18 protein-coding genes and 1 pseudogene are annotated in these 18,769 nt (G+C 74.8%); 12 read left to right on the forward strand and 7 right to left on the reverse strand.

Going from position 1 to position 18,769, the window contains the following annotated elements:
- Window positions 1-74 precede the first annotated feature (74 nt).
- Window positions 75-1,451, forward strand: coding sequence for an FAD-binding oxidoreductase (locus ACQPX6_RS20600; RefSeq protein ID WP_433788312.1), 1,377 nt, complete (start codon window positions 75-77; stop codon window positions 1,449-1,451).
- 91 nt (window positions 1,452-1,542) lie between these two features.
- Window positions 1,543-2,034 (forward strand): hypothetical protein, encoded by a 492-nt coding sequence (locus ACQPX6_RS20605; protein ID WP_433782293.1) that lies wholly within the window; start codon window positions 1,543-1,545, stop codon window positions 2,032-2,034.
- A gap of 1 nt (window position 2,035) precedes the next feature.
- Here ACQPX6_RS20605 and ACQPX6_RS20610 read toward each other — a convergent pair whose 3' ends face one another.
- Window positions 2,036-2,662, reverse strand: a complete 627-nt coding sequence (locus ACQPX6_RS20610; protein ID WP_433782294.1) for a thermonuclease family protein — start codon at window positions 2,660-2,662, stop codon at window positions 2,036-2,038.
- Between the two features lie 206 nt (window positions 2,663-2,868).
- Here ACQPX6_RS20610 and ACQPX6_RS20615 point away from each other — a divergent pair, with 206 nt between their 5' ends.
- The 4 genes from ACQPX6_RS20615 (at window position 2,869) to ACQPX6_RS20630 (ending at window position 5,152) form a co-directional block, all read left to right on the forward strand.
- Window positions 2,869-3,558 (forward strand): zinc-binding dehydrogenase, encoded by a 690-nt coding sequence (locus tag ACQPX6_RS20615; protein WP_433782295.1) that lies wholly within the window; start codon window positions 2,869-2,871, stop codon window positions 3,556-3,558.
- Window positions 3,555-3,743 (forward strand): zinc-binding dehydrogenase, encoded by a 189-nt coding sequence (locus ACQPX6_RS20620; protein ID WP_433782296.1) that lies wholly within the window; start codon window positions 3,555-3,557, stop codon window positions 3,741-3,743. Before ACQPX6_RS20615 ends, ACQPX6_RS20620 begins: the two co-directional genes overlap by 4 nt.
- Complete coding sequence (locus ACQPX6_RS20625; protein ID WP_433782297.1) at window positions 3,740-4,756, forward strand: phosphotransferase family protein; 1,017 nt, start codon at window positions 3,740-3,742, stop codon at window positions 4,754-4,756. Before ACQPX6_RS20620 ends, ACQPX6_RS20625 begins: the two co-directional genes overlap by 4 nt.
- A 198-nt stretch (window positions 4,757-4,954) precedes the next feature.
- Window positions 4,955-5,152, forward strand: a complete 198-nt coding sequence (locus ACQPX6_RS20630; protein ID WP_433782298.1) for a hypothetical protein — start codon at window positions 4,955-4,957, stop codon at window positions 5,150-5,152.
- Here ACQPX6_RS20630 and ACQPX6_RS20635 read toward each other — a convergent pair.
- A complete protein-coding gene (locus ACQPX6_RS20635; protein WP_433782299.1) occupies window positions 5,142-7,937 on the reverse strand; it encodes a helix-turn-helix transcriptional regulator in 2,796 nt (931 codons plus the stop codon). The two genes, ACQPX6_RS20630 and ACQPX6_RS20635, sit on opposite strands and share 11 nt — an antisense overlap.
- Before the next feature lie 172 nt (window positions 7,938-8,109).
- Here ACQPX6_RS20635 and ACQPX6_RS20640 point away from each other — a divergent pair.
- Window positions 8,110-9,011 (forward strand): annotated as a pseudogene (locus ACQPX6_RS20640) (SCO6745 family protein).
- A 33-nt stretch (window positions 9,012-9,044) separates the two neighbouring features.
- On the opposite strand, the gene ACQPX6_RS20645 reads toward ACQPX6_RS20640, so the two are convergent.
- The 4 genes from ACQPX6_RS20645 to boxC all read right to left on the reverse strand — a co-directional run bounded on the left by ACQPX6_RS20645 (window position 9,045) and on the right by boxC (window position 14,164).
- Window positions 9,045-9,218, reverse strand: coding sequence for a hypothetical protein (locus tag ACQPX6_RS20645; RefSeq protein WP_433782300.1), 174 nt, complete (start codon window positions 9,216-9,218; stop codon window positions 9,045-9,047).
- The gene (locus ACQPX6_RS20650) at window positions 9,218-10,861 is read right to left on the reverse strand and encodes a benzoate-CoA ligase family protein (protein ID WP_433782301.1); all 1,644 of its coding nucleotides are present in this window, start codon (window positions 10,859-10,861) and stop codon (window positions 9,218-9,220) included. The genes ACQPX6_RS20645 and ACQPX6_RS20650 overlap by 1 nt, the downstream gene beginning before the upstream one ends.
- Window positions 10,862-11,000: 139 nt before the next feature.
- Window positions 11,001-12,428 carry a benzoyl-CoA 2,3-epoxidase subunit BoxB gene (boxB, locus tag ACQPX6_RS20655; RefSeq protein ID WP_433782302.1) on the reverse strand — a complete coding sequence of 476 codons (1,428 nt, stop codon included), beginning with the start codon at window positions 12,426-12,428 and terminating at the stop codon, window positions 11,001-11,003.
- A gap of 8 nt (window positions 12,429-12,436) precedes the next feature.
- Window positions 12,437-14,164: a 2,3-epoxybenzoyl-CoA dihydrolase gene (gene boxC / locus ACQPX6_RS20660; RefSeq protein ID WP_433782303.1), complete on the reverse strand. Its 1,728-nt coding sequence runs from the start codon at window positions 14,162-14,164 to the stop codon at window positions 12,437-12,439.
- A gap of 83 nt (window positions 14,165-14,247) precedes the next feature.
- Here boxC and ACQPX6_RS20665 point away from each other — a divergent pair, with 83 nt between their 5' ends.
- From ACQPX6_RS20665 to ACQPX6_RS20680, 4 genes are all read left to right on the forward strand, one after another.
- Window positions 14,248-14,688, forward strand: a complete 441-nt coding sequence (locus ACQPX6_RS20665) for a GNAT family N-acetyltransferase (protein WP_433782304.1) — start codon at window positions 14,248-14,250, stop codon at window positions 14,686-14,688.
- Between the two features lie 78 nt (window positions 14,689-14,766).
- The gene (locus ACQPX6_RS20670; RefSeq protein WP_433782305.1) at window positions 14,767-15,135 is read left to right on the forward strand and encodes a DUF4247 domain-containing protein; all 369 of its coding nucleotides are present in this window, start codon (window positions 14,767-14,769) and stop codon (window positions 15,133-15,135) included.
- A gap of 16 nt (window positions 15,136-15,151) precedes the next feature.
- Window positions 15,152-15,577 carry a DUF350 domain-containing protein gene (locus ACQPX6_RS20675; protein WP_433782306.1) on the forward strand — a complete coding sequence of 142 codons (426 nt, stop codon included), beginning with the start codon at window positions 15,152-15,154 and terminating at the stop codon, window positions 15,575-15,577.
- 13 nt (window positions 15,578-15,590) lie between these two features.
- The gene (locus ACQPX6_RS20680) at window positions 15,591-17,180 is read left to right on the forward strand and encodes a polyamine aminopropyltransferase (RefSeq protein ID WP_433782307.1); all 1,590 of its coding nucleotides are present in this window, start codon (window positions 15,591-15,593) and stop codon (window positions 17,178-17,180) included.
- Between the two features lies 1 nt (window position 17,181).
- Here ACQPX6_RS20680 and ACQPX6_RS20685 read toward each other — a convergent pair whose 3' ends face one another.
- Complete coding sequence (locus ACQPX6_RS20685; RefSeq protein WP_433788313.1) at window positions 17,182-17,814, reverse strand: TetR/AcrR family transcriptional regulator; 633 nt, start codon at window positions 17,812-17,814, stop codon at window positions 17,182-17,184.
- Window positions 17,815-17,967: 153 nt separating this feature from the next.
- Between ACQPX6_RS20685 and ACQPX6_RS20690 the strand changes: the two genes are divergently transcribed.
- Window positions 17,968-18,768, forward strand: coding sequence for an SDR family NAD(P)-dependent oxidoreductase (locus tag ACQPX6_RS20690; RefSeq protein WP_433782308.1), 801 nt, complete (start codon window positions 17,968-17,970; stop codon window positions 18,766-18,768).
- The last annotated feature ends 1 nt before the right edge of the window (window position 18,769 follow it).

Here is an 18,769-nt window from a genome sequence, read left to right on the forward strand (position 1 = left end):
GCGAGCGGCGGGTGCGGGCGGCGTTACCGTGGGGCCGTCGGACCGCACAGCGCCGAGGAGGCCCCGTGACCACCATCTCGCCGGTCCCGGTCGTGGACGCCCTGCACGGCGCGCTGCCCGCGGGCCGGGTCATCGACGACCCCGACGTCCTCGCGAGCTACGCCCACGACGACGCCGAGTGGGCGCCGCACGCGGTGCCCGCGGCGGTCGTGCGCCCGCGCACCGCCGAGGAGGTCCGCGACGTCGTCCTGGCGTGCCTGGCCCACGGCGCGCCGCTGGTGCCCCGCGGTGCGGGCACCGGGCTCTCCGGCGGGGCGAACGCCACCGAGGGCTCGGTGGTGGTGTCCACCGAGCACATGACCGCGGTGCTCGAGATCGACGGCACCGAGCGGCTCGCGGTCGTGCAGCCCGGGGTGGTCAACGACGACCTGCGCGCGGCCTGCGCCGAGCAGGGCCTCTGGTACCCGCCGGACCCGGCGAGCTCGCCCTGGTCGACCATCGGCGGCAACGTCGCCACCAACGCCGGCGGGGTGTGCTGCGTCAAGTACGGCGTCACCCGCGACTACGTGCTGGGGATGCAGGTCGTCAACGGGCTCGGCGAGCTGGTGCGCCTGGGCCGGCGCACCGCCAAGGGCGTCGCCGGGCTCGACCTCGCGGGGCTGATGGTGGGCTCGGAGGGCACGCTCGGGGTGATCACCGAGGTCACCGTGAAGCTGCGCCCCGCCCGCGCGCCCGAGCACACCGTCGCCGGCTACTTCGACTCCGTCGTCGACGCCGGCCGCGCCGTCGCCGCGATCACCGCGGCGGGGCTCACGCCGTCGGCGCTGGAGCTGGTCGACCGCACGTGCCTCGAGGCCGTCGACGCCTGGAAGAAGATGGGCCTGGCCGACGAGGGCGACGTGCTGCTGCTCGGGCGCTCCGACGCGCCGGGCGCCGCGGGCGAGGCCGAGGCGGCCGCGATGCTGGGCCACTTCGAGGCCGCCGACGCCCGGTTCGCCGCGCAGGCTGCCGACGCCGAGGAGGCCGACGCGCTGTTCGCCGCGCGCCGCCTGGCCTACCCCGCCCTCGAGCGCCTCGGCCCGGTGCTCACCGAGGACGTCTGCGTGCCGCGCGCCGCGGTGCCCGAGATGCTCGCCCGCATCCAGGAGATCGGGCGGCGGTGGGACACCACGATCGCCAACATCGCCCACGCCGGCGACGGCAACCTGCACCCGTTGCTCATCACCCCGGTCGGCGACGAGCCGGCCCGGGCGCGCGCGCAGTCGGCGTTCGAGGAGATCCTCGCCGACGCCCTCGCCCTCGGCGGCACGGTCACCGGAGAGCACGGCGTCGGGCTGCTGAAGCGCGAGGGGCTCCGGCGGGAGCAGAGCCCCGAGGTGCTGGCGATGCAGCGCGCGGTCAAGGCCGCCCTCGACCCCCACGGGATCCTGAACCCGGGGAAGGTGCTTTGACCTGCGGTCTCGTGCGCGCTTGCCCGTGCCCAGGCACGGACACCCGATCACACCCCCGTTTCCGCGCGTGAGCCGTCGGGAAGTCGGCCGCGTGACCGACGTCCCGGCTCCCGACGCCCTCGACGACCACGGCGGCTCCGTCCGCCACGAGACCGGGGAGGACGCCGTCGGCCCCGACCGCCGCGGCGACCTCGACGAGGGCACCGTCGAGGCCCTCGGCAAGCTCTCGGAGGGCATGGAGTTCGTGGAGCGGGCGCGCGGGCACCTCTACGCGTTCCACCAGCTCTCGGGCACCGCCGACCTCACGATCGGCCAGGCCGCCGACGCCTTCCGCGCGGCCGGGCACGACGAGCTCGCCGACGAGATCAGCGACGTGCTCGTCGGTCGGGACCTGCTCGAGGGCCGCTGGAGCTTCCAGATCGTCGAGGAGTACGACGACACGTACTGGTCGGTGGTCCGCGACCAGGAGCGCCGCGCCCGCGAGCAGCTCGCCGGCGGCCGCCGCCACGTGTTCGAGGCGGGCATGAAGGAGAGCCGGCGCACCCACGGGCGCCGCCACCACGAGGCGCGGCCCGGCGACTGAGCTACGGGGTCCCGGTGGCCGGCGCGGTGGTGGACGTCGTGCCGGCCGCCGCCCCCGGCGGGTTCTCCGCACCGCGGCACGGCTGCCCCCACACGCCCCGCTCCGCGAGGCGCGCCCGGTCCTGCGCCGCCCGCACCGCCGGCATGGCCGCGGGCGCGGCGTCGGCGGCGTACGCGCGGGCGATGCCCGCCTCGGCGGCGAGCACCGCGTAGTCGCCGCCGCCGTCGAGGGCGACCGAGGCCAGGCGCCGGTCGAACCGGTCGGTGCCCGGGCCCACGCCCGCCACCAGGATCACCGCGCGGCGGGCGAGCACCCGGGACGCGAACGCGGTCGCCTGCTCGCCGTAGCAGGCGCCGGGCGGCTGCACGCCCAGTGCGCGGACCCGCACCACGCCGCCGCCGTCGGACAGACGGGCGTCGAAGGTGACGGCGTCGACCACCCGCTGGACCACGACCCGCTCCCCCGTCGGCGGCGCGGCCACCTCGGCGAGCGCCGCGGCCGGCCCGGGGCCGGGCGCGGGCGCCGGGGTGGCGGGGACCTGCGCCGTCACCAGCGTGAACACGGCGGCGGCCGCGCAGACGGCGACGGCGAGCCCGAGGACGAGGCGGGCGAGCGCGGCGCGGGACACGCGGTCATCGTGACTGATCGTGGTCAGTAGTCGACCACCGGTCACCGGGGGTGACGGTCACCCGTCGTGGCGCGGCGACCCGGACGGGGACCCGTGCAGGGACACGTGCCGTGTCCATCCGTTGGTCCCTCTCGCCCACGGTCAGCCCAGCGCCCGGCCGGCCTCCAGGAGTGCGCCGTGATCGTCGGGACGGCATGCTCGCCGCCATGACGAGGACGGTGCGGTTCTCCTCGCTCGGCGAGCCCGACGTGCTGCGGGTCGAGGAGGAGCCGGACCCGTCGCCCGGGCCCGGCGAGGTGGCCGTCGACGTCGCGGCGATCGGGCTCAACGGCGCCGAGTCGATGTTCCGGCGCGGCGAGTACATCGAGGCCACGCGGCTGCCCGCCCGGCTGGGCGACGAGTGCTCGGGCACCGTGGCCGCGCTCGGCGAGGGCGTCGACCGGTGGTCGGTGGGCGAGCGCGTCAGCGTGGTGCCCGCGTTCTCGATGAACGACGACGGCGTCGACGCCGACCGCGCCGGCGACCACGTCCTGGTCACCGCCGCCACGTCGAGCGTGGGGCTCGCGGCGATCGCGGTGGCGATCCGCGTCGGCGCGGTCCCGATCGCCACCAGCCGGTCGAGCGCCAAGGCGGGCGCGCTGCACGACGCCGGCGCCGCGCACGTCGTCGCCACCGGCGAGGAGGACCTCGTCGAGCGGGTCCTCGAGATCACCGGCGGACGCGGCTGCGAGCACGTCTTCGACGCCGTCGCGGGCCCCGCCGTCGCCGACCTCGCCCGCGCGACGGCGGCCGGCGGCGTCGTCACGATCCACGGCCTGCTCTCGGGGCAGCCGACCCCGTTCCCGGCCGAGACGTTGCCGATCTGTGGATGCGGACCTATACGTTGTTCGCGATGACCCACGACGAGCAGCGGCTGCGCCGCGCGGGCGCCTTCATCGGCGCGGGCCTGCGGGACGGGGCGTTCGCCCCGCAGGTGGACAGGGTGTTCGACGGGCTCGACCAGGTGGTCGACGCGCACCGGCACCTCGAGTCGAACGTCCAGGTCGGCAAGATCGTCCTGCGTCCGGGGGGTGCCGCGTGAGCGCCGAGGAGGTCCCGGACGCCGTCGTGCGCTGGTTCCGGGCGCACATCGACGAGATCGAGGGGGCGCTGGACTTCACCCGCATCACGGGCGGGCGCTCCAACCTCACCTACCGCGTCACCGACGAGGCCGGCCACGCGTGGGCGCTGCGCCGCCCGCCGCTGGGCGGGGTGCTCGAGACCGCCCACGACATGGGCCGCGAGTGGCGCTTCCTGTCGGCGCTCAACCCCACCGAGGTGCCGGTCCCGACCCCGCGGGCGTTCTGCGACGACCGCGCGGTGTGGGACGCCGACCTCTACGTCATGGACTTCGCGCCGGGCAAGGTCCTCAACGACACGGAGTCCGGCGAGCAGGTGCCGGCGGAGGCGCGCACGACGGTCGGCACCTCGACGATCGACGTCCTCGCCGCGCTCCACCACGTCGAGCCGGCGGAGGTGGGGCTCGACGACCTCGCGCGGCCCGGCAACTTCGTCGCCCGCCAGCTCAAGCGCTGGCACCGGCAGGCGCACTCGTCGGCGATGGAGGACCTCACCGCCCTCGACGCGGCGCACGACGCGCTGGCCGCGCGGGTGCCCGAGGGCCAGGTCGGGATCGTCCACGGCGACTTCCGGCCGGGCAACATCTCCTACTCGCCCGAGGGCCAGGCCGTCGCGATCTTCGACTGGGAGCTGGCGACGATCGGCGACCCGCTCTGCGACCTCGGGCACCTGCTCGTGTCGTGGACCGAGCCCGGCGACACCGTGCCCGAGGCCCTGCCCAGCCCGACGCCGGCGGGCGGCTACCCGACGCGCGAGGAGCTGATCGCCCGCTACACCGCGGCCACCGGCACCGGGGACGTCGACGTCTCGTACTACCTGGCGTTCGCCCGCTGGCGCGCCGCGTGCATCCACGCCGGGGTGTGGACCCGCTACCGCGCCGGCGACATGGGCGCCGACGCCGACCCCGACGAGGTCACCGGCCCCGAGGCGATCATCGTCCAGGCCGAGCGGGCGCTGGCGGAGCTGGACTCCTGACCCTCCTACGTGCGTGATCTTCTGAGCTACAGCTCAGAAGATCACGCACGTGGGCCGACGCGCGTCACAGCGTGGGGGCGGTCACGAAGGGCGATCGCGCGGGCACGGGCGGGCACCACACTGACGGCGGCCCCGGGTCCAGCGCCGGCGCACGGGGACCGCTGTCCCGATGCCGCCGACGTGCCCCGAGGTCCCGCGATGATCACCGGCGAGTGCCACTACTGCGAGTCCGTGCGGGTGTGGAAGCTCTACCCCCTGCGCCACCAGGACGGCTGCCCCACCGGCGGGCGGCGCCCCCAGCGCCTGAGCCCGCCCGAGTCGGCGCTGTTCGGCCACCCCGACCTCGCCGAGCTCGACCTCGAGATCAGCGCCTGGTACCCGCAGCTCACGGGCTGACGGACGCCGGCACCGCGGGGCCGAGCGCCGCGGCCAGCTGGGACCGCGCGGTGATGCCCAGCTTGCGGTAGACGCTCCCCAGGTGGGTCTCCACCGTCTTCTCCCCGACGAACAGCGCCTGCGCCACCGCCCGCGTCGTCAGACCCTCGGCCGCCATCGCGGCCACCCGCCGCTCGGTCGGCGTCATCGCGTCGGCCCCCGAGGTCCGCAGACGCCGGGGGCGGGCGCCCGCGGCGACGAGCTCCTCGTGGGCACGGCCGGCCACCGCGCCCGCCCCGACCGAGAGCGCCAGGTCGAGTCCCTCCCGCAACGGCGTCCGCGCACTCACGCGTTGCCCGCCCCGCCGGCGTGCCGCCCCCAGCTCGACCAGGGCGCGTGCCCGCACCAGCGGGTGGCCGTCGGCCACGGACACCGCCTGCTCGAGCAGCGCACGACCCGCCGCGCCCTCCTGGGCCGCACCGGCCGCGGCGAACGCCTCGGCCAGCGCCCGGGGATCACCCCACCGCTGCGCGGCCGCGATCGCCCGCTCGCCCTCGGCGCGCGCCGCGACGAGGTCACCCGCGCCCCGCAGGGCCCAGGTCAACGGGCTCCGCCACGCGCACGGCGCCGGGTCGGACGCGCCCCAGCCGGCCAGCCGCTCGCCGAGACCCCGCAGGTCGGTCACCGCCTCGTCGTACCGGCCCTGGGCCGCGCGCAGCCGTGCCCGGGCCGCGAGCAGGACGTCGGCCGCGTAGTACGGGGCGTCGACGAAGCCACCCATGGTCGTCACGGCGGCCTCGGCGGCGGCCACGTCGCCGGCCTCGACGAGCGCCTCGACCAGCCAGCCGGTGGCGTACGCCCGCCCCACCGTGCTGCCGAGCTCGCCCGCCATCTCCGACCCGAGAGCGAGGTCGGCGACCGACGACGTCACGTCGCCGGCGAGGAGGGCGACGTGCCCGCGGAAGGCCGAGGCGAGCGCCACGCCGGGCCGGTCGCCGCGGGCCCGCAGGCGCGCGATGACGTCGTCCCACACCAGCAGCGCCCGCCGCGGCCGCCCGCAGATCGCGAGGGTGATGAGGGCGCTCGGCAGCGTCGTCACGAGGGTCCGGTCCACGAGGAGGTGGCCCCCGGTCAGCGAGCACTCGGCGAGCTCCAGTGCGCGGGTGCGCGACCGGGTCAGGAGCAGTTCCTCGACGGCTGCGCTCGCGATCAGCATGCAGGCCGTGTGGGTACAGGGCTCCGGCAGGCGTTCCCGCTGCTCGTGGCGCCGGCGTCCCACCGCTCGGGTGCGGCGGTCCTGCATGGTCGCCGTCAGCAGCTCGGCCTCCAGCTCCTCGGCGAGCTCGGGAGCCGTTCCGCCCAGCTCCGCGATGCCCTCCTCGCAGACACGGACGGCCTCGACGAGACGGCCGTACTCGAACAGCAGCCGTGCGGCGAGCAGGCGGGCTCGTGCGCCGTCCTCCGGGTCCGTCGCCTCCTCGCGCGCTCTCGTGAGGATGTCCAGGGCGTCGGGCTCGCCCGCCCAGAGCGACGCCGACCCGAGCGCGAGGAGGAGCGCGCCCCGCTCCTCGGGCGGCGGCGGCTCGGTGAGCGCCCGGTGCAGGTAGCGGGCCGCCACGTCCGGTGCTCCGCGGCCCACGGCGCGCACGGCCGCCTCGCGCAGGGCCGTGACCACGGCGGGGTCCCCGCGCGGACCGTCGGCCAGGAGGTGGGGCACGAGGACGTCCCCGCGCTCGCCCTCGGCCAGCAGGACGTCGACCGCGCGCCGGTGGCTCACGGCGAGCTCCCCGGGGCTCGCCGTCGCGATCACCGCCGACCGCACGAGCGGGTGCAGGAAGCGGAGCGGCGGGGCGCGGTCCACGAGCCGTGCCGCGACGAGCGCGTCGACAGCGCCCGCGGCCCCGTCGCCGTCGACCGCGGCCACCGCTGCGACCCGGAACAGCGGCTGGCCGTCGCCCAGGACCGCGACCGCGCGGGCGACGGCCGTCGCGGTCGGCCCGAGGACCGCGAGACGCTGCCCCACGGCGCGCCCTACACCCTGCGGGACGGCCGCGGACAGGGCCGGCACGGCCGCGCCCCGCGGGGCCAGGCCCCGGTCCTCGGCCTCGGCCAGCAGCTCCACGAGGAGGTAGGGGTTGCCGCCGGTGACCGTCGCGCACGCGCTCACGAAGGGGTCGTCGGGCTCGCCGAGCCGGTCGGCCACGAGCGCGCCCACCGCGCCGCGACCGAGCGGCGCCGGGCGCAGGACGTCGCGCGCCTCGCCGGCCAGCGCCGCGAGGAGCTTCGAGCAGCCGGGATCGGCGCCGGGACGGGTCGCGACGAGGACGGAGACCGGCAGCCCGTCGAGGCGGTGCGCGAGGTAGGCGAGGAAGCGCAGGGACGGCGGGTCACACCAGTGCGCGTCGTCCACCACGAGCAGCACCGGTCCGTCGTCCGCGATCTCGGCGACGAGCCAGTACAGGCCGTGCAGCGTCGCGAACAGGTCCCCGCCCCCGGCGCCCACCTCGGGGCCGACCACCGCGCGCGCGAGCGCCGCCGCACCCTGCAGCAGGCGCTCCGCGGCCGTCCTCCCGAGGAGCTCGCGCGCCACCCCGAAGGCCAGCTCGCCCTCCAGCTCCGACCCGCGCGCCGTCAGCACCGACAGGCCGGCGTCCCGGCCCAGCTCGCGGACGGTCGCGACGAGGCGGGTCTTGCCGATGCCGGCCTCGCCCTCGACGAGGACGAGCTCGCCCCGGCTCGCCGCGGTGGCCTCGACCAGGCGGCGCAGCCGCTCGATCTCACCCTCACGGTCGAGGAGCGGGCCCATCGCGCCTCTTTCTCGGGGTGTTCCTCGGGGTCCTGTCCGGAGGCCCTGCGCACCCGGCCGTCCCTACGGTCGCGTGACGGGACGGACCGGACAAGGGCGGGGAGCGCGGCAGACGGGGGACCTCGCGCCGCGGACCCGCGAGGAACCAGGAGACCCCATGGACTACACGACGATGCGCGGCCTGTTCTTCGCCCCGCCCGACCGCCCACGGCCGACGGACCCGCCCGCCGGCCGCGACCCGTCGCCCGCTCGCGCGTTGCGGGACGCGATCGAGCCGCTGGCGTGCCTGTCGATCTGGTCGCCCGAGGCGGCCGAGGGCTACGCGGCGCTGGGCCTGGACGACTACTTCGCGGCGTACGTCCGCGAGCGGACCGCGCCCCTCGGAACTCCCCCGACCCCGGTCGCGGTGGCCGCGCTGGGGGTGTTCGCGCCGGACCTGGTCGGCCCGCAGTACGAGGCCGGCGCAGCCGCGGTCCCGCTCGCCGACCTCGTCCGGGTCCGCATCGACGCCCCCGGCGCGACCCTGCGCCGCCTGCTCGGGGACATCGACGCCGAGGCCGCCCCGATCGTCGACGCGCTCCGCCGGGGCATCGACGCCGCCGACCGGACGGCGCGCCGCTGTTCACCGGCCTGACCGTGGAGCCGTGGCCCGACGACCCGCTCGCGGCCCTCGTGCACGCGTGCCACCTGCTGCGCGAGCACCGCGGCGACTCCCACCTCGCCGTGTGCGCGGTCGACGGCCTGGACCCCGTCCAGATGAACGTGCTCACCGAGCTCTGGTGCGGCTACCCGCTCGGGTCGTACACCGCCTCGCGCGGCTGGAGCCCCGAACGGATCCAGGTGGCCGTCGCCGGCCTCCGGACGCGCGGCCTCGTGGAGGGCGACGAGCTCGGGGCGGCGGGCCTGCGCCACCGCGCCGACCTCGAGGCGCGGACGGACGCGATGCAGCGGGCGGTCGTCGACGGGATCGGCGACGAGCTGCCCGCGATCACCAAGCAGATGGACGACTGGTCCGACGCCCTCGTCGCGCTCGACGCCGCCCCGCCCGACCCGGCGAAACGCCTGGCGGGCTGACGCCCGTCGACAGCGCACCCTGAGCGGGCGCCCTCAGCCCTCCGGCTCGGGCTCCGTCCCGTCGATCGGCTCCTCGTGGTCGGACCCGAGCACCGACCCCGGCACGTCGCCGCCCGGCTCGACCTCGGGCCGGTACCGCTCGCCGTCCACCGGCGGCTGGTCGGCCGTGGCCAGCGGGTCGGTGTGCGGGCTGCGCTCGCCGGCCATCAGCGCGCCGCCTCGAGGACGTCGTCGCCCTGGGCCGTGCCCGCAGCGGCGTCCTCGGCCAGGCGCTCGGCGGCCAGCGACCGCAGGCGGAAGCGCTGCACCTTGCCGGTGGCGGTGCGCGGCACGTCCTCGATGGCGAGCACGCGGCGCGGGCGCTTGAACGACGCCAGGCCCTCGCGGCACCAGGCGACCAGCGCCGCCTCGTCCACGGTGTGGCCCTCGCGCGGGACGACACAGGCCACCGGGAGGTCGAGGCCGTCGGCGTCGGGCACCGCGACCACCACCACCTCGGCGACCGCCGGGTGCGCGACGAGCCGCTCCTCGACCTCGGCGGGCGTCACCCAGATGCCACCGACCTTGAGCACGTCGTCGGTGCGGCCCAGGCACGTGTAGGTGCCGTCGGCGTTGCGGACGTAGGTGTCGCCGGTGCGCAGCCACTCGCCCTCGAAGACGAGGCGGTTGGTGGCGGTGCGGCACCAGTAGCCGGTGCAGATCGAGTCGCCGCGCACGTAGAGCGTGCCGGTCTCGCCGTCGGGCACCGGGCGCCCGTCGGTGCCGCGGATCTCGACGTCGTAGCCCGGCACGGGCACCCCCGACGTGCCGGGCACGACCTCGCCCGGCCGGTTCGACAGGTAGATGTGCAGGGCCTCGGTGGACCCGATGCCGTCGAGCACCTCGACGCCGAACCGCTCGCGCATCCCGTTGACCATGCGCGCCGGCAGCGCCTCGCCCGCCGACGCGCCGCGGCGCACGGTGGCGAACGCGGCGGGGTCGATCTGCCCGGACTCGGCGGCGGCGAGCAGGGGGCCGTAGGAGCTCGGGGTGCCGAAGAACATCGTCACGCCGTGACGGGAGACGAGGTCGGCGAGCAGCGCGGGCGCCGGGCGCGAGGGCTCGAGCACCGCGGCGGCGCCGACCGACAGCGGGAAGAACATCGAGTTGCCGATGCCGTAGGCGAAGAAGAGCTTGGCCACCGACAGGCACAGGTCGTCGGGGCGGATGCCGAGCACCTGCTGGCCGTAGGTCTCGCAGACCGTGCGGATGTCGGCGTGCCGGTGCATCGCGGCCTTGGGCTTGCCGGTGGTGCCCGAGGTGTAGAGCCACAGGGCCTGCGACTCGTCCCAGGTGTCGTAGGCCGGCGGCGTGCCCCCGAGCGCCTCGCCGGCCGCGAGCATCTCGGCCCAGGTCCGCACGCCGACGTCGGCGCCGAAGCCGGACGGGTCGTCGCCGGTGATGACGACCTCGGCCACGTCGCCGCCGCGCTCGAGGGCGCCCCGGACGGCGACCTGGGCGATGTCGGCGAACGTCGCGGACGCGAGCAGGAGCCGGCTGCGCGAGTCGGCGACGAGCACGGCGAGCTCGGTGCCGCGCAGCATCGTGGACACCGGCACGGCCACGGCGCCGAGGCGCATGGTGGCGAGGATGCCGGCGAACAGCTCGACCTCGTCGACCATGCACAGCACGACGCGCTGCTCGGGCTGCACGCCCAGCGCCGCGAGCCCCGCCGCGACCCGCCCGATCTCCGCGTCGAGCTCGGCGTAGGTCAGCGTGCGGGACGGCGCCCGCACCGCCACCCGGTCGCCGTCACCCGCCGCGAGGCGGCGCCCGACCAGGTAGTCCGCGGCGTTGAACGACTCCGACATGGGCGCCTGCCTCGTGGTGGTGGGCGTGACGAAAGGTCGCGGCGAGGATGTGGCTTTCCACGCACCCAGTGCAAGCGTGGGGGCCACGCTGGCACTGGGTGCGTGGAAATCCGCCGGCTCGATCCCGGCGGGGTGACGGTCAGTTGAAGTGCACGTACTCGTAGTCGACGGGCTTGTCGTTGATCCCGTTGCTCGGCGGGGCGATCCAGCCCGCGATCTTGCCCGGCTCGAGCACCGGGTGCATCAGCCCGCGCACGTGGGTCTTGTCGACCTCGGTGGGCAGCCACTCGGACTCCTGGGCCTTCCACTCCGCCTCCGAGACCATCCGGCCCTCGGGCGTGATGTGGGCGTCGGAGAACGCGCCGACGTGGCGGTTGAAGCCGACGTGCGGCAGCGACAGGCGCCGGTCGATGCCGTGCTTCTCGAGGATCCGGTTCCAGCGCTTGAGCCCGTTGGAGCAGTCGCCCATGTACTCGCTGCGCAGGTCCTGGTTCAGCGCGAGCAGCGCCGGCACCTCGGTGGTGGTGATCCGCCCCTCGCGCACGGCGTCCACGGCGCCGGCGTCGTCGGCGAGCACGTGGTCGTCCTTGCGCCGCTCCTCCTGCCAGCGGCCCTTGAGCCCGGCGGTGAAGTAGTTGGCGGCGTTGGTGGACGACTCGTTGCCGAACAGGTCCAGCGAGACCGTGTAGTGGAAGTTGATGTACTTCTGGATCATGTCCAGCGGGATGCCGCCGGCCCCGGCGACCTCGTCGGAGTCGTGCTCGTTCATCAGCTGCGCGGTGCGGGTGACCACGCGGTCGATGCCGGTGGTGCCCACGAACATGTGGTGGGCCTCCTCCTTGAGCATGAACTCGCACGTCCGCGAGAGCGGGTCGAAGCCCGACTCCTTCAGCGTCCCGAGCTGGTACTTGCCGTCCCGGTCGGTGAAGTACGTGAACATGTAGAACGACAGCCAGTCCGGGGTCTCCTCGTTGAAGGCCCCGAGGATGCGCGGCGACTCGTCCGAGCCCGAGTTGCGGGCCAGCAGCTGGTCGGCCTCCTCGCGCCCGGCGCGCCCGAAGTAGGCGTGCAGCAGGTAGACCATCGCCCAGAGGTGACGGCCCTCCTCGACGTTGACCTGGAACAGGTTGCGCATGTCGTAGAGCGACGGCGCGGTGGCCCCGAGGAACCGCTGCTGCTCCACCGACGCGGGCTCGGTGTCGCCCTGGATGACGATGAGGCGCTGCAGGTCGGCGCGGTACTCGCCGGGCACCTCCTGCCACACGGGCTCGCCCTTGTGCTCGCCGAAGGCGATCTTGCGGTCCGGGTCGTGCTCGGAGAGGAAGACGCCCCAGCGGTACTCGTTCATGGGGACGTGGTCGAAGTGCGCCCAGCCCTCGCGCCCGACGTCGACCGCCGTGCGCAGGTAGACGTCCTTCGTGTCGACGGCGGGGCCCATGTCGCCCCACCAGTCGAGGAAGTTCGGCTGCCAGCGCTCGAGGGCCCGCTGGAGCTTGCGGTCGGACGCGAGGTCGACGTTGTTCGGGATCTTCGCGTCGAAATCGATCTTCGGGCGTGCGGAGGTCATGGAGGGAGTCACACTCGCTTCCGGTCGAAGTCGGCCTTGCGTCCCGTGCCGTAGCGGCGCAGCGCGCCCTCGGCACCCGACGCGTTGGGCCGGAGGAAGATCCAGTTCTGCCACGCCGTGAGCCGACCGAAGATCCGTGTCTCCATGGTCTCCGGCCCGACGAACCGGTGGTTCGCCTCCATGCCGGTCAGGGCGTCGGGCGACAACGAGGCCCGCTCCTCGAGCAGGATGCGGATCTCGTCCTCGTAGTCGATGTCGTCGGGGGCGTCGGTGACCAGGCCCGCCTCCTCGGCCTGCGCGCCGGTCAGGCGCGTCCCCGGCTCGAGGGCGGCGAGGGTCTCGTCGTCGCCCCAGAAGCGGGACTGCAGGCGGGTCAGGCCGTTGCTCATCGGGAACGCGCCGAAGTTGGACGCGGTGAGCACGATCTGCGCCGGGTCCTGCTCCTCGTCGGCGTCCTCGAACGTGCCCTCGAGCATGTACTGGCGGTCGCACGCCAGGGCCAGCTCGAGCAGGGCACCGGCGAAGCAGCTGCCGGGCTCGATGAGCGCGATGAGGCTGCGGCTGGTGACGTCGAGGCGCTTGAGCGTGCGCTTGAAGTAGTGGCGGATCTCGTTGACCAGCCAGTCGGTCCCCGAGTGCTCGGCGATGACGCGCTCGAAAGCCAGCGCGCCCTCGATCGACCCGCGGGTCTTGACCAGCCAGGTGCCGATCTCGAGCTCGTTGGTGCGCAGCCGCAGGATCAGGTCGTCGAGCTCGCGCGTCATCGCCAGCGGCCAGAAGTGGGCACCGAGGGCGTGGATGCGCTCCAGCGACTCGGGCACCGTCCCGGCCTCGGGGCCGAGGACGGTGATGGTCGCGGTGCGGGCGTCGCGGTCGATCTCGCAGCGGACGTTGGGGTAGGTGATGGCGTCGGCGGTGACCTCGCGCCGCAACGGCGGCAGCGCGACGCCCTGCGCAGCCAGATCGTCGGAGGGGGCGGGCCGGCTCGACGAGGCCGCCGCCTCCGCGGCCCGCGAACACACCGTCTCGTCCCACTGCTTGCGCGAGACGGTCTCGTCGACGAGCTTCCACTCGACGGCCTTCAGGCCCTGGAAGCCCTCGGACTTGGTCGCGAAGATGTCGGCGCGGTCCTTGCGGACATGGCGCTTGTCGGTGATGCGGGTGAGCCCCCCGGTACCGGGCAGCACACCCAGCAGCGGCACCTCGGGCAGCGCGACGGCGCTGGACCGGTCGTTGACCAGCAAGATCGTCTCGCAGGCCAGCGCCATCTCGTAGCCGCCGCCGGCGGCGGTGCCGTTGAGCGCGGCCACCCAGGTCTGCCCCGAGTGCGCGGTCATGTCCTCGATGCCGTTGCGCGTCTCGTTGGTGAACTTGCAGAAGTTCACCTTCCAGGAGTGGCTCGACTGGGCCAGCATCCGGATGTTGGCGCCCGCGCAGAAGTTCGAGTCCTTGCCGCTGGTGAGCACCACCGACCGGACCTCGGGATGGGAGAACCGCAGCCGCTGGGTGAGGTCGTAGAGCTCGATGTCGACGCCCAGGTCGTACGAGTTGAGCTTGAGCTCGTAGCCCGGCACCAGCCCGCCGTCCTCGGCGACGTCGAGGTACACCCAGGCCGTCTCGCCCTCGACCTCGTAGCGCCAGTGCCGGTAGCGCGAGGGGTCGGTGTCGAAGTCGACCTGCGGCTCCTGCGGCGCGGGGACGTCGGGGGTGGCCGGCGCCTCGTCGAGAACGGTCACGGTGGTGCCTCCCTTGTCGTGCGGCCCACACTCTACGAGAATCCTGCGTCGATGCATAGACCTGTAGAACTTCGGAGGCCCCGATGACGTGGACCTGGACCGCCGAGCACGAGCCGCGGTGGGACGCGGCGAAGGCGACGGCGTTCGGCGAGCTGCCGCCGACCCTGTTCGGCCTCGGCCGCCCCACCGACGGCCAGCCGCTGGGCGACGCGTGGTGGCGCGTGGAGGACGACGCGGGCACGCCGGTGGGCTACGGCCGCCTCGACGACACGTGGGGTGACGCGGAGATCTTGGTGGTCACCGCACCCGCCGCGCGCGGCACCGGCGTCGGCGCCTTCGTGCTGGAGCACCTCGAGCGGGAGGCGGCGTCCCGCCAGCTCAACTACGTCTACAACGTGGTGCCCACCCGCCACCCCGACGGCGACGCCGTGCGCGCCTGGCTGACCGCACGGGGGTTCAGCACCTCCGAGGTCGGCGAGCTCCGCAAGCGCGTCGCCACCGGGGCCGCGCCCACGAGCCCCTGACCCACCTGGTCTAGTGTCCGCTCCGTCACGCGACGGGAGGGGTGGGCGGATTTGCGCACGGTCGCGGGTGCCCGCCTGGTGCCGGTGCTCCTGCTGGTCGCCCTGCTGCTGAGCGGGTGCGGGATCTTCTCCGACGTCACGGACTCCGTCGACGACCTCTTCGACCGCGCCCCGCAGTTCGACCAGGGCACCGCGCTGGCCTACGCGGCCGCGAGCCCCCCGTCGGCCGTGGCGAGCACGATCGCGGGTGCGCAGCAGCCCATCAGCCGCGCGCCGGTCGGCGACCGCGTGTACCTGCAGTACGACGAGAACCTGGTGCGCGTCCAGCCGGGTCCGGGCGGGTCGACCGTGCTCGTCGACGACTACGCCAACGGCTACCGCCGGTGGGCCGCCGACGTCAGTCCGATCTTCGGCGCCCAGGCCCCCACGGACGACGACGGCAAGTGAGCGCAGGGAGCAGCGGATGATCGTGGAGTTGGCCGTCGGCGTCGGCGGCACCGTGGCCTACGCCGTGGTCGGCGTCGTGCTCATGGGGCTGGGCTACGGGCTGGTCGACCTGCTCACGCCCGGGAAGCTGGGCGAGCTGATCTGGCACGAGCGCAACCCCAACGCCGCCCTGGTGCTGCTCTCGGGGCTCGCCAGCGTCGGGCTGATCGTCGTCACCGCGATCCTCACCAGCGACGACGCGATCGTGCGCGGACTGCTGTCCACCGTGGTCTACGGCCTGCTCGGCATCGTGCTCATGGGCGCCGCGTTCCTGCTGCTCGACGCCCTGACCCCGGGCCGGCTCGGCGAGACGCTCACCGAGCGCGCGCTGCACCCGGCCGCCTGGGTCACCGCCGTCGTGCACCTCGCGGTCGCGGGCATCATCGCCGCGTCCGTCACCTGACCCGGCGCCGCGGATGACCGTCGACGAGCGGCCGGCCGCCGCCTCTCCCCCGCCCCTCGACCTGCCCGTGCACTCCCGCCCGGCCCGGGCGATCGTGCTCGCGGTCGTGTTCGTGTGCGCCGCCTGCGGGCTGGTCTACGAGCTCGCCCTCGTGGCGCTCGGCTCGTACCTGGTGGGCGACACCGTCGCGAACGCCGCGCTGGTGATCTCGCTGATGGTGTTCGCCATGGGCCTGGGCTCGCTCGCCGCCAAGCCCCTGCAGCGCTGGCCCGCGGCGGCGTTCGCCGGGGTCGAGCTGGCGCTGGCGCTGGTCGGCGGCACGAGCGTCCTGCTGCTCTACGCGTCGTACTCGTGGCTGCGGCTCTACACGCCGGCGCTCATCGTGGAGGCCCTGCTGATCGGGCTGCTCATCGGCGCGGAGATCCCGCTGCTGATGACGCTGCTGCAGCGCATCCGCGCCCAGGAGGCCGGCTCGGCCGTCGCCGACCTCTTCGCCGCCGACTACGTCGGGGCGCTGCTCGGCGGGCTGGCGTTCCCGTTCCTGCTGCTGCCGCTGTTCGGCCAGCTGCGCGGGGCACTCGTGGTCGGGATGATCAACGCGGTGGCCGGCACGGTCGTCGTGCTGTGGCTCTTCCGGCGCGTCCTGGGCTACCGGGCGCAGGCCGGCATCGGGCTCGCGACGGGCGTGGTGCTCCTGCTGCTCGTCCTCACCGCCGCGCTCGCCGCGCCGTTCGAGGTGGCGGCGCGCCAGGCGCTCTACGCCGCGCCCGTGGTGCACGGCGAGCGCACGCCGTACCAGGAGATCGTGCTGACCCACGCCACCGCGCTGGACACCCGGCCCGACGACCTGCGCCTCTACCTCAACGGCGACCTGCAGTTCTCGTCGATCGACGAGTACCGCTACCACGAGGCGCTCGTGCACCCGGCGCTCGCGGGCGGGCAGGGCCGCGTGCTCGTGCTCGGCGGCGGCGACGGGCTGGCCGCCCGCGAGGTGCTGCGCCACCCCGGGGTGCGCGAGGTGGTCGAGGTCGAGCTCGACCCCGCGATGCTGGGGCTCGCCCGGACGTTCGCCGACCTCGTCGCCCTCAACCGGGGCGCCCTCGACGACCCGCGCGTGCACACCGTCGCCGCCGACGCGTTCACGTGGCTGCGCGACACCGACGACGCCTTCGACGCGGTGGTCGTCGACATGCCCGACCCGGACGCCGTGGCCACCGCGAAGCTCTACTCGGTGGAGTTCTACGGCCTCGTGCGCCAGGTGCTCGCCCCCGGCGCCCGGGTGGTCGTGCAGGCCGGCTCGCCGTCGTTCGCGCGCGAGGCGTTCTGGTCGATCGAGGCGTCGATGGCCACCGCGGGCCTGGCGACGACGCCGTACCACGTCGCGGTGCCGTCGTTCGGCGGCGACTGGGGCTTCGTGCAGGGCACGCTCGGGCCGACCGTCGCCCCGGTGCTGCCGCCCGGCACGCCCCCGCTGCGCTCGCTGGACCCGGCGACCCTGGCCGCGAGCACGGTGTTCGCCCCCGACCTCGCCCGCGTGCCGGTGCAGGCCTCGACCATCGACCGCCCGCGCATCGTCGACTACCGGCTCGCGACGACCCGGTGAGTCAGGCGCCGACGAGCGTCGGGAGCTGGCGGCGCACACCGTCGCGCAGGCCGTCGAGGGCGTCGGGCGTGCCGGCGAGGTGGCGCAGCAGGGCCTGCTGGAAGAGCCCGTCGACGGTGGCGTAGGCGAACGCGGACGTGCACGTCGGGCGCGCCCCGACCAGGGCGGCGTAGGCCTCGACGGTGCGCCAGATCATCCGCTCGAGGCTGCCGTCGATCTCGGCGACGTCGGCCCGGAACGACGCCTCGAACAGCGACTGGGTGCGCAGGTCGTACCAGAGGCGGTGCAGCAGGGCGTCCTGCTCCAGGGTCGCCGCGAGGCCGTCGGCGACCCCGCGGAGCAGCCCGTCCGGCTCCGCCGCGGTGGCCACGATGCCGTCGTAGCGCTCCACGCACAGCGCCTTGTACCGGCGCACGCAGTAGGTGATCAGCTCGACCTTGTCGCGGAAGTAGTAGTGCAGCACCCCGTGCGAGAACTCCGAGTTCTGCGCGATCTCGCGCAGGCTCGTCCGCGCGTACCCGAGCTCGGACAGCGTCAGGAGCGCGGCGTCGGCGAGCTGACGACGCCGTTCCTCGAACTTGTCCACCTGCCGCCGCGAGATGCGGTCGGCCGGCTCGGTCGTGGTGGGCACCAGCGGTCCTCCCGTCGCGAAGGCGCCCCAGCCTAGCCCGACGACCCGTTCCTGGACACCCGTCCAAGGTTTCCTTGACGACTGTCCAAAGACGTCCCTACGTTGTGACCTGCGTCGCACCAGCGGGGCACGAGGACGTGTCGGGAAGGACTGCGCATGGGTTCGGAACTCGCCGGACGGAGGGTGCTCGTCACGGGCGGCGCCCGGGGCCTGGGTGCCGGGATGGGCGCGGCGATGGCGGCCGCGGGGGCGTCGGTGATGCTGGCCGACGTCGCCAAGGACGTCGGCGAGCAGACGGCCGCGGGCATCGCCGACACCGGCGCGACGGCCCGGTTCGTCGCCCTGGACGTCACCGACGACGCCCAGTGGGAGGCCGCGGTCGCGCACACCGTCGACGAGCTCGGCGGGCTCGACGTCGTGGTCAACAACGCCGGCATCGAGGTGACGTCGCTGCTCGTCGACACCGAGCCCGACGACGTCCGGCGCATGCTCGAGGTCAACCTGCTCGGCACGATGCTCGGCATCAAGCACGCCTTCCGCGCGATGCGCCCCGGCGGCGCCGCGGGCCAGGGCGGCGCGGTCATCAACATCGCCTCGGTGGCCGCGACCATCGCGTTCCCGGCGATCGCGGGCTACTCGGCCACCAAGTCCGGCGTCGACCGGCTCACCCGCGTCGCCGCGATGGAGTCGGGCAAGCTCGGCTACGGCGTGCGCGTCAACTGCCTCTACCCCGGCCTCGTGCCCACCGACATGGGCATCAAGCTCGCGGTGGAGACCTCGGGCCTGGGCCTGTTCGAGAGCCCCGACGCCGCCGTCGCCGCGGTCGTCGACCTCACCCCCTCGGGCCGCCTCGCCGAGGTGTCCGACATCGCCGACGCCGCGGTCTTCCTCGCGTCGGACGCCGCTCGTTTCGTCAACGGCGTCGGCCTGCCGGTCGACGGCGGGATGGGGATGTGAC

It is taken from the genome of Actinomycetospora sp. CA-101289, from assembly GCF_050955895.1.
Lineage (GTDB): Bacteria > Actinomycetota > Actinomycetes > Mycobacteriales > Pseudonocardiaceae > Actinomycetospora.

Coding starts and splice junctions, on each gene's coding strand:
- ACQPX6_RS20615 (WP_433782295.1), top strand. CDS start 2,869: ATGACGAGGACGGTGCGGTTCTCCTCGCTCGGCGAGCCCGACGTGCTG.
- ACQPX6_RS20620 (WP_433782296.1), top strand. CDS start 3,555: ATGACCCACGACGAGCAGCGGCTGCGCCGCGCGGGCGCCTTCATCGGC.
- ACQPX6_RS20630 (WP_433782298.1), top strand. CDS start 4,955: ATGATCACCGGCGAGTGCCACTACTGCGAGTCCGTGCGGGTGTGGAAG.
- ACQPX6_RS20635 (WP_433782299.1), bottom strand. CDS start 7,937: ATGGGCCCGCTCCTCGACCGTGAGGGTGAGATCGAGCGGCTGCGCCGC.
- ACQPX6_RS20645 (WP_433782300.1), bottom strand. CDS start 9,218: ATGGCCGGCGAGCGCAGCCCGCACACCGACCCGCTGGCCACGGCCGAC.
- ACQPX6_RS20650 (WP_433782301.1), bottom strand. CDS start 10,861: ATGTCGGAGTCGTTCAACGCCGCGGACTACCTGGTCGGGCGCCGCCTC.
- boxB (WP_433782302.1), bottom strand. CDS start 12,428: ATGACCTCCGCACGCCCGAAGATCGATTTCGACGCGAAGATCCCGAAC.
- ACQPX6_RS20665 (WP_433782304.1), top strand. CDS start 14,248: ATGACGTGGACCTGGACCGCCGAGCACGAGCCGCGGTGGGACGCGGCG.
- ACQPX6_RS20675 (WP_433782306.1), top strand. CDS start 15,152: ATGATCGTGGAGTTGGCCGTCGGCGTCGGCGGCACCGTGGCCTACGCC.
- ACQPX6_RS20680 (WP_433782307.1), top strand. CDS start 15,591: ATGACCGTCGACGAGCGGCCGGCCGCCGCCTCTCCCCCGCCCCTCGAC.
- ACQPX6_RS20690 (WP_433782308.1), top strand. CDS start 17,968: ATGGGTTCGGAACTCGCCGGACGGAGGGTGCTCGTCACGGGCGGCGCC.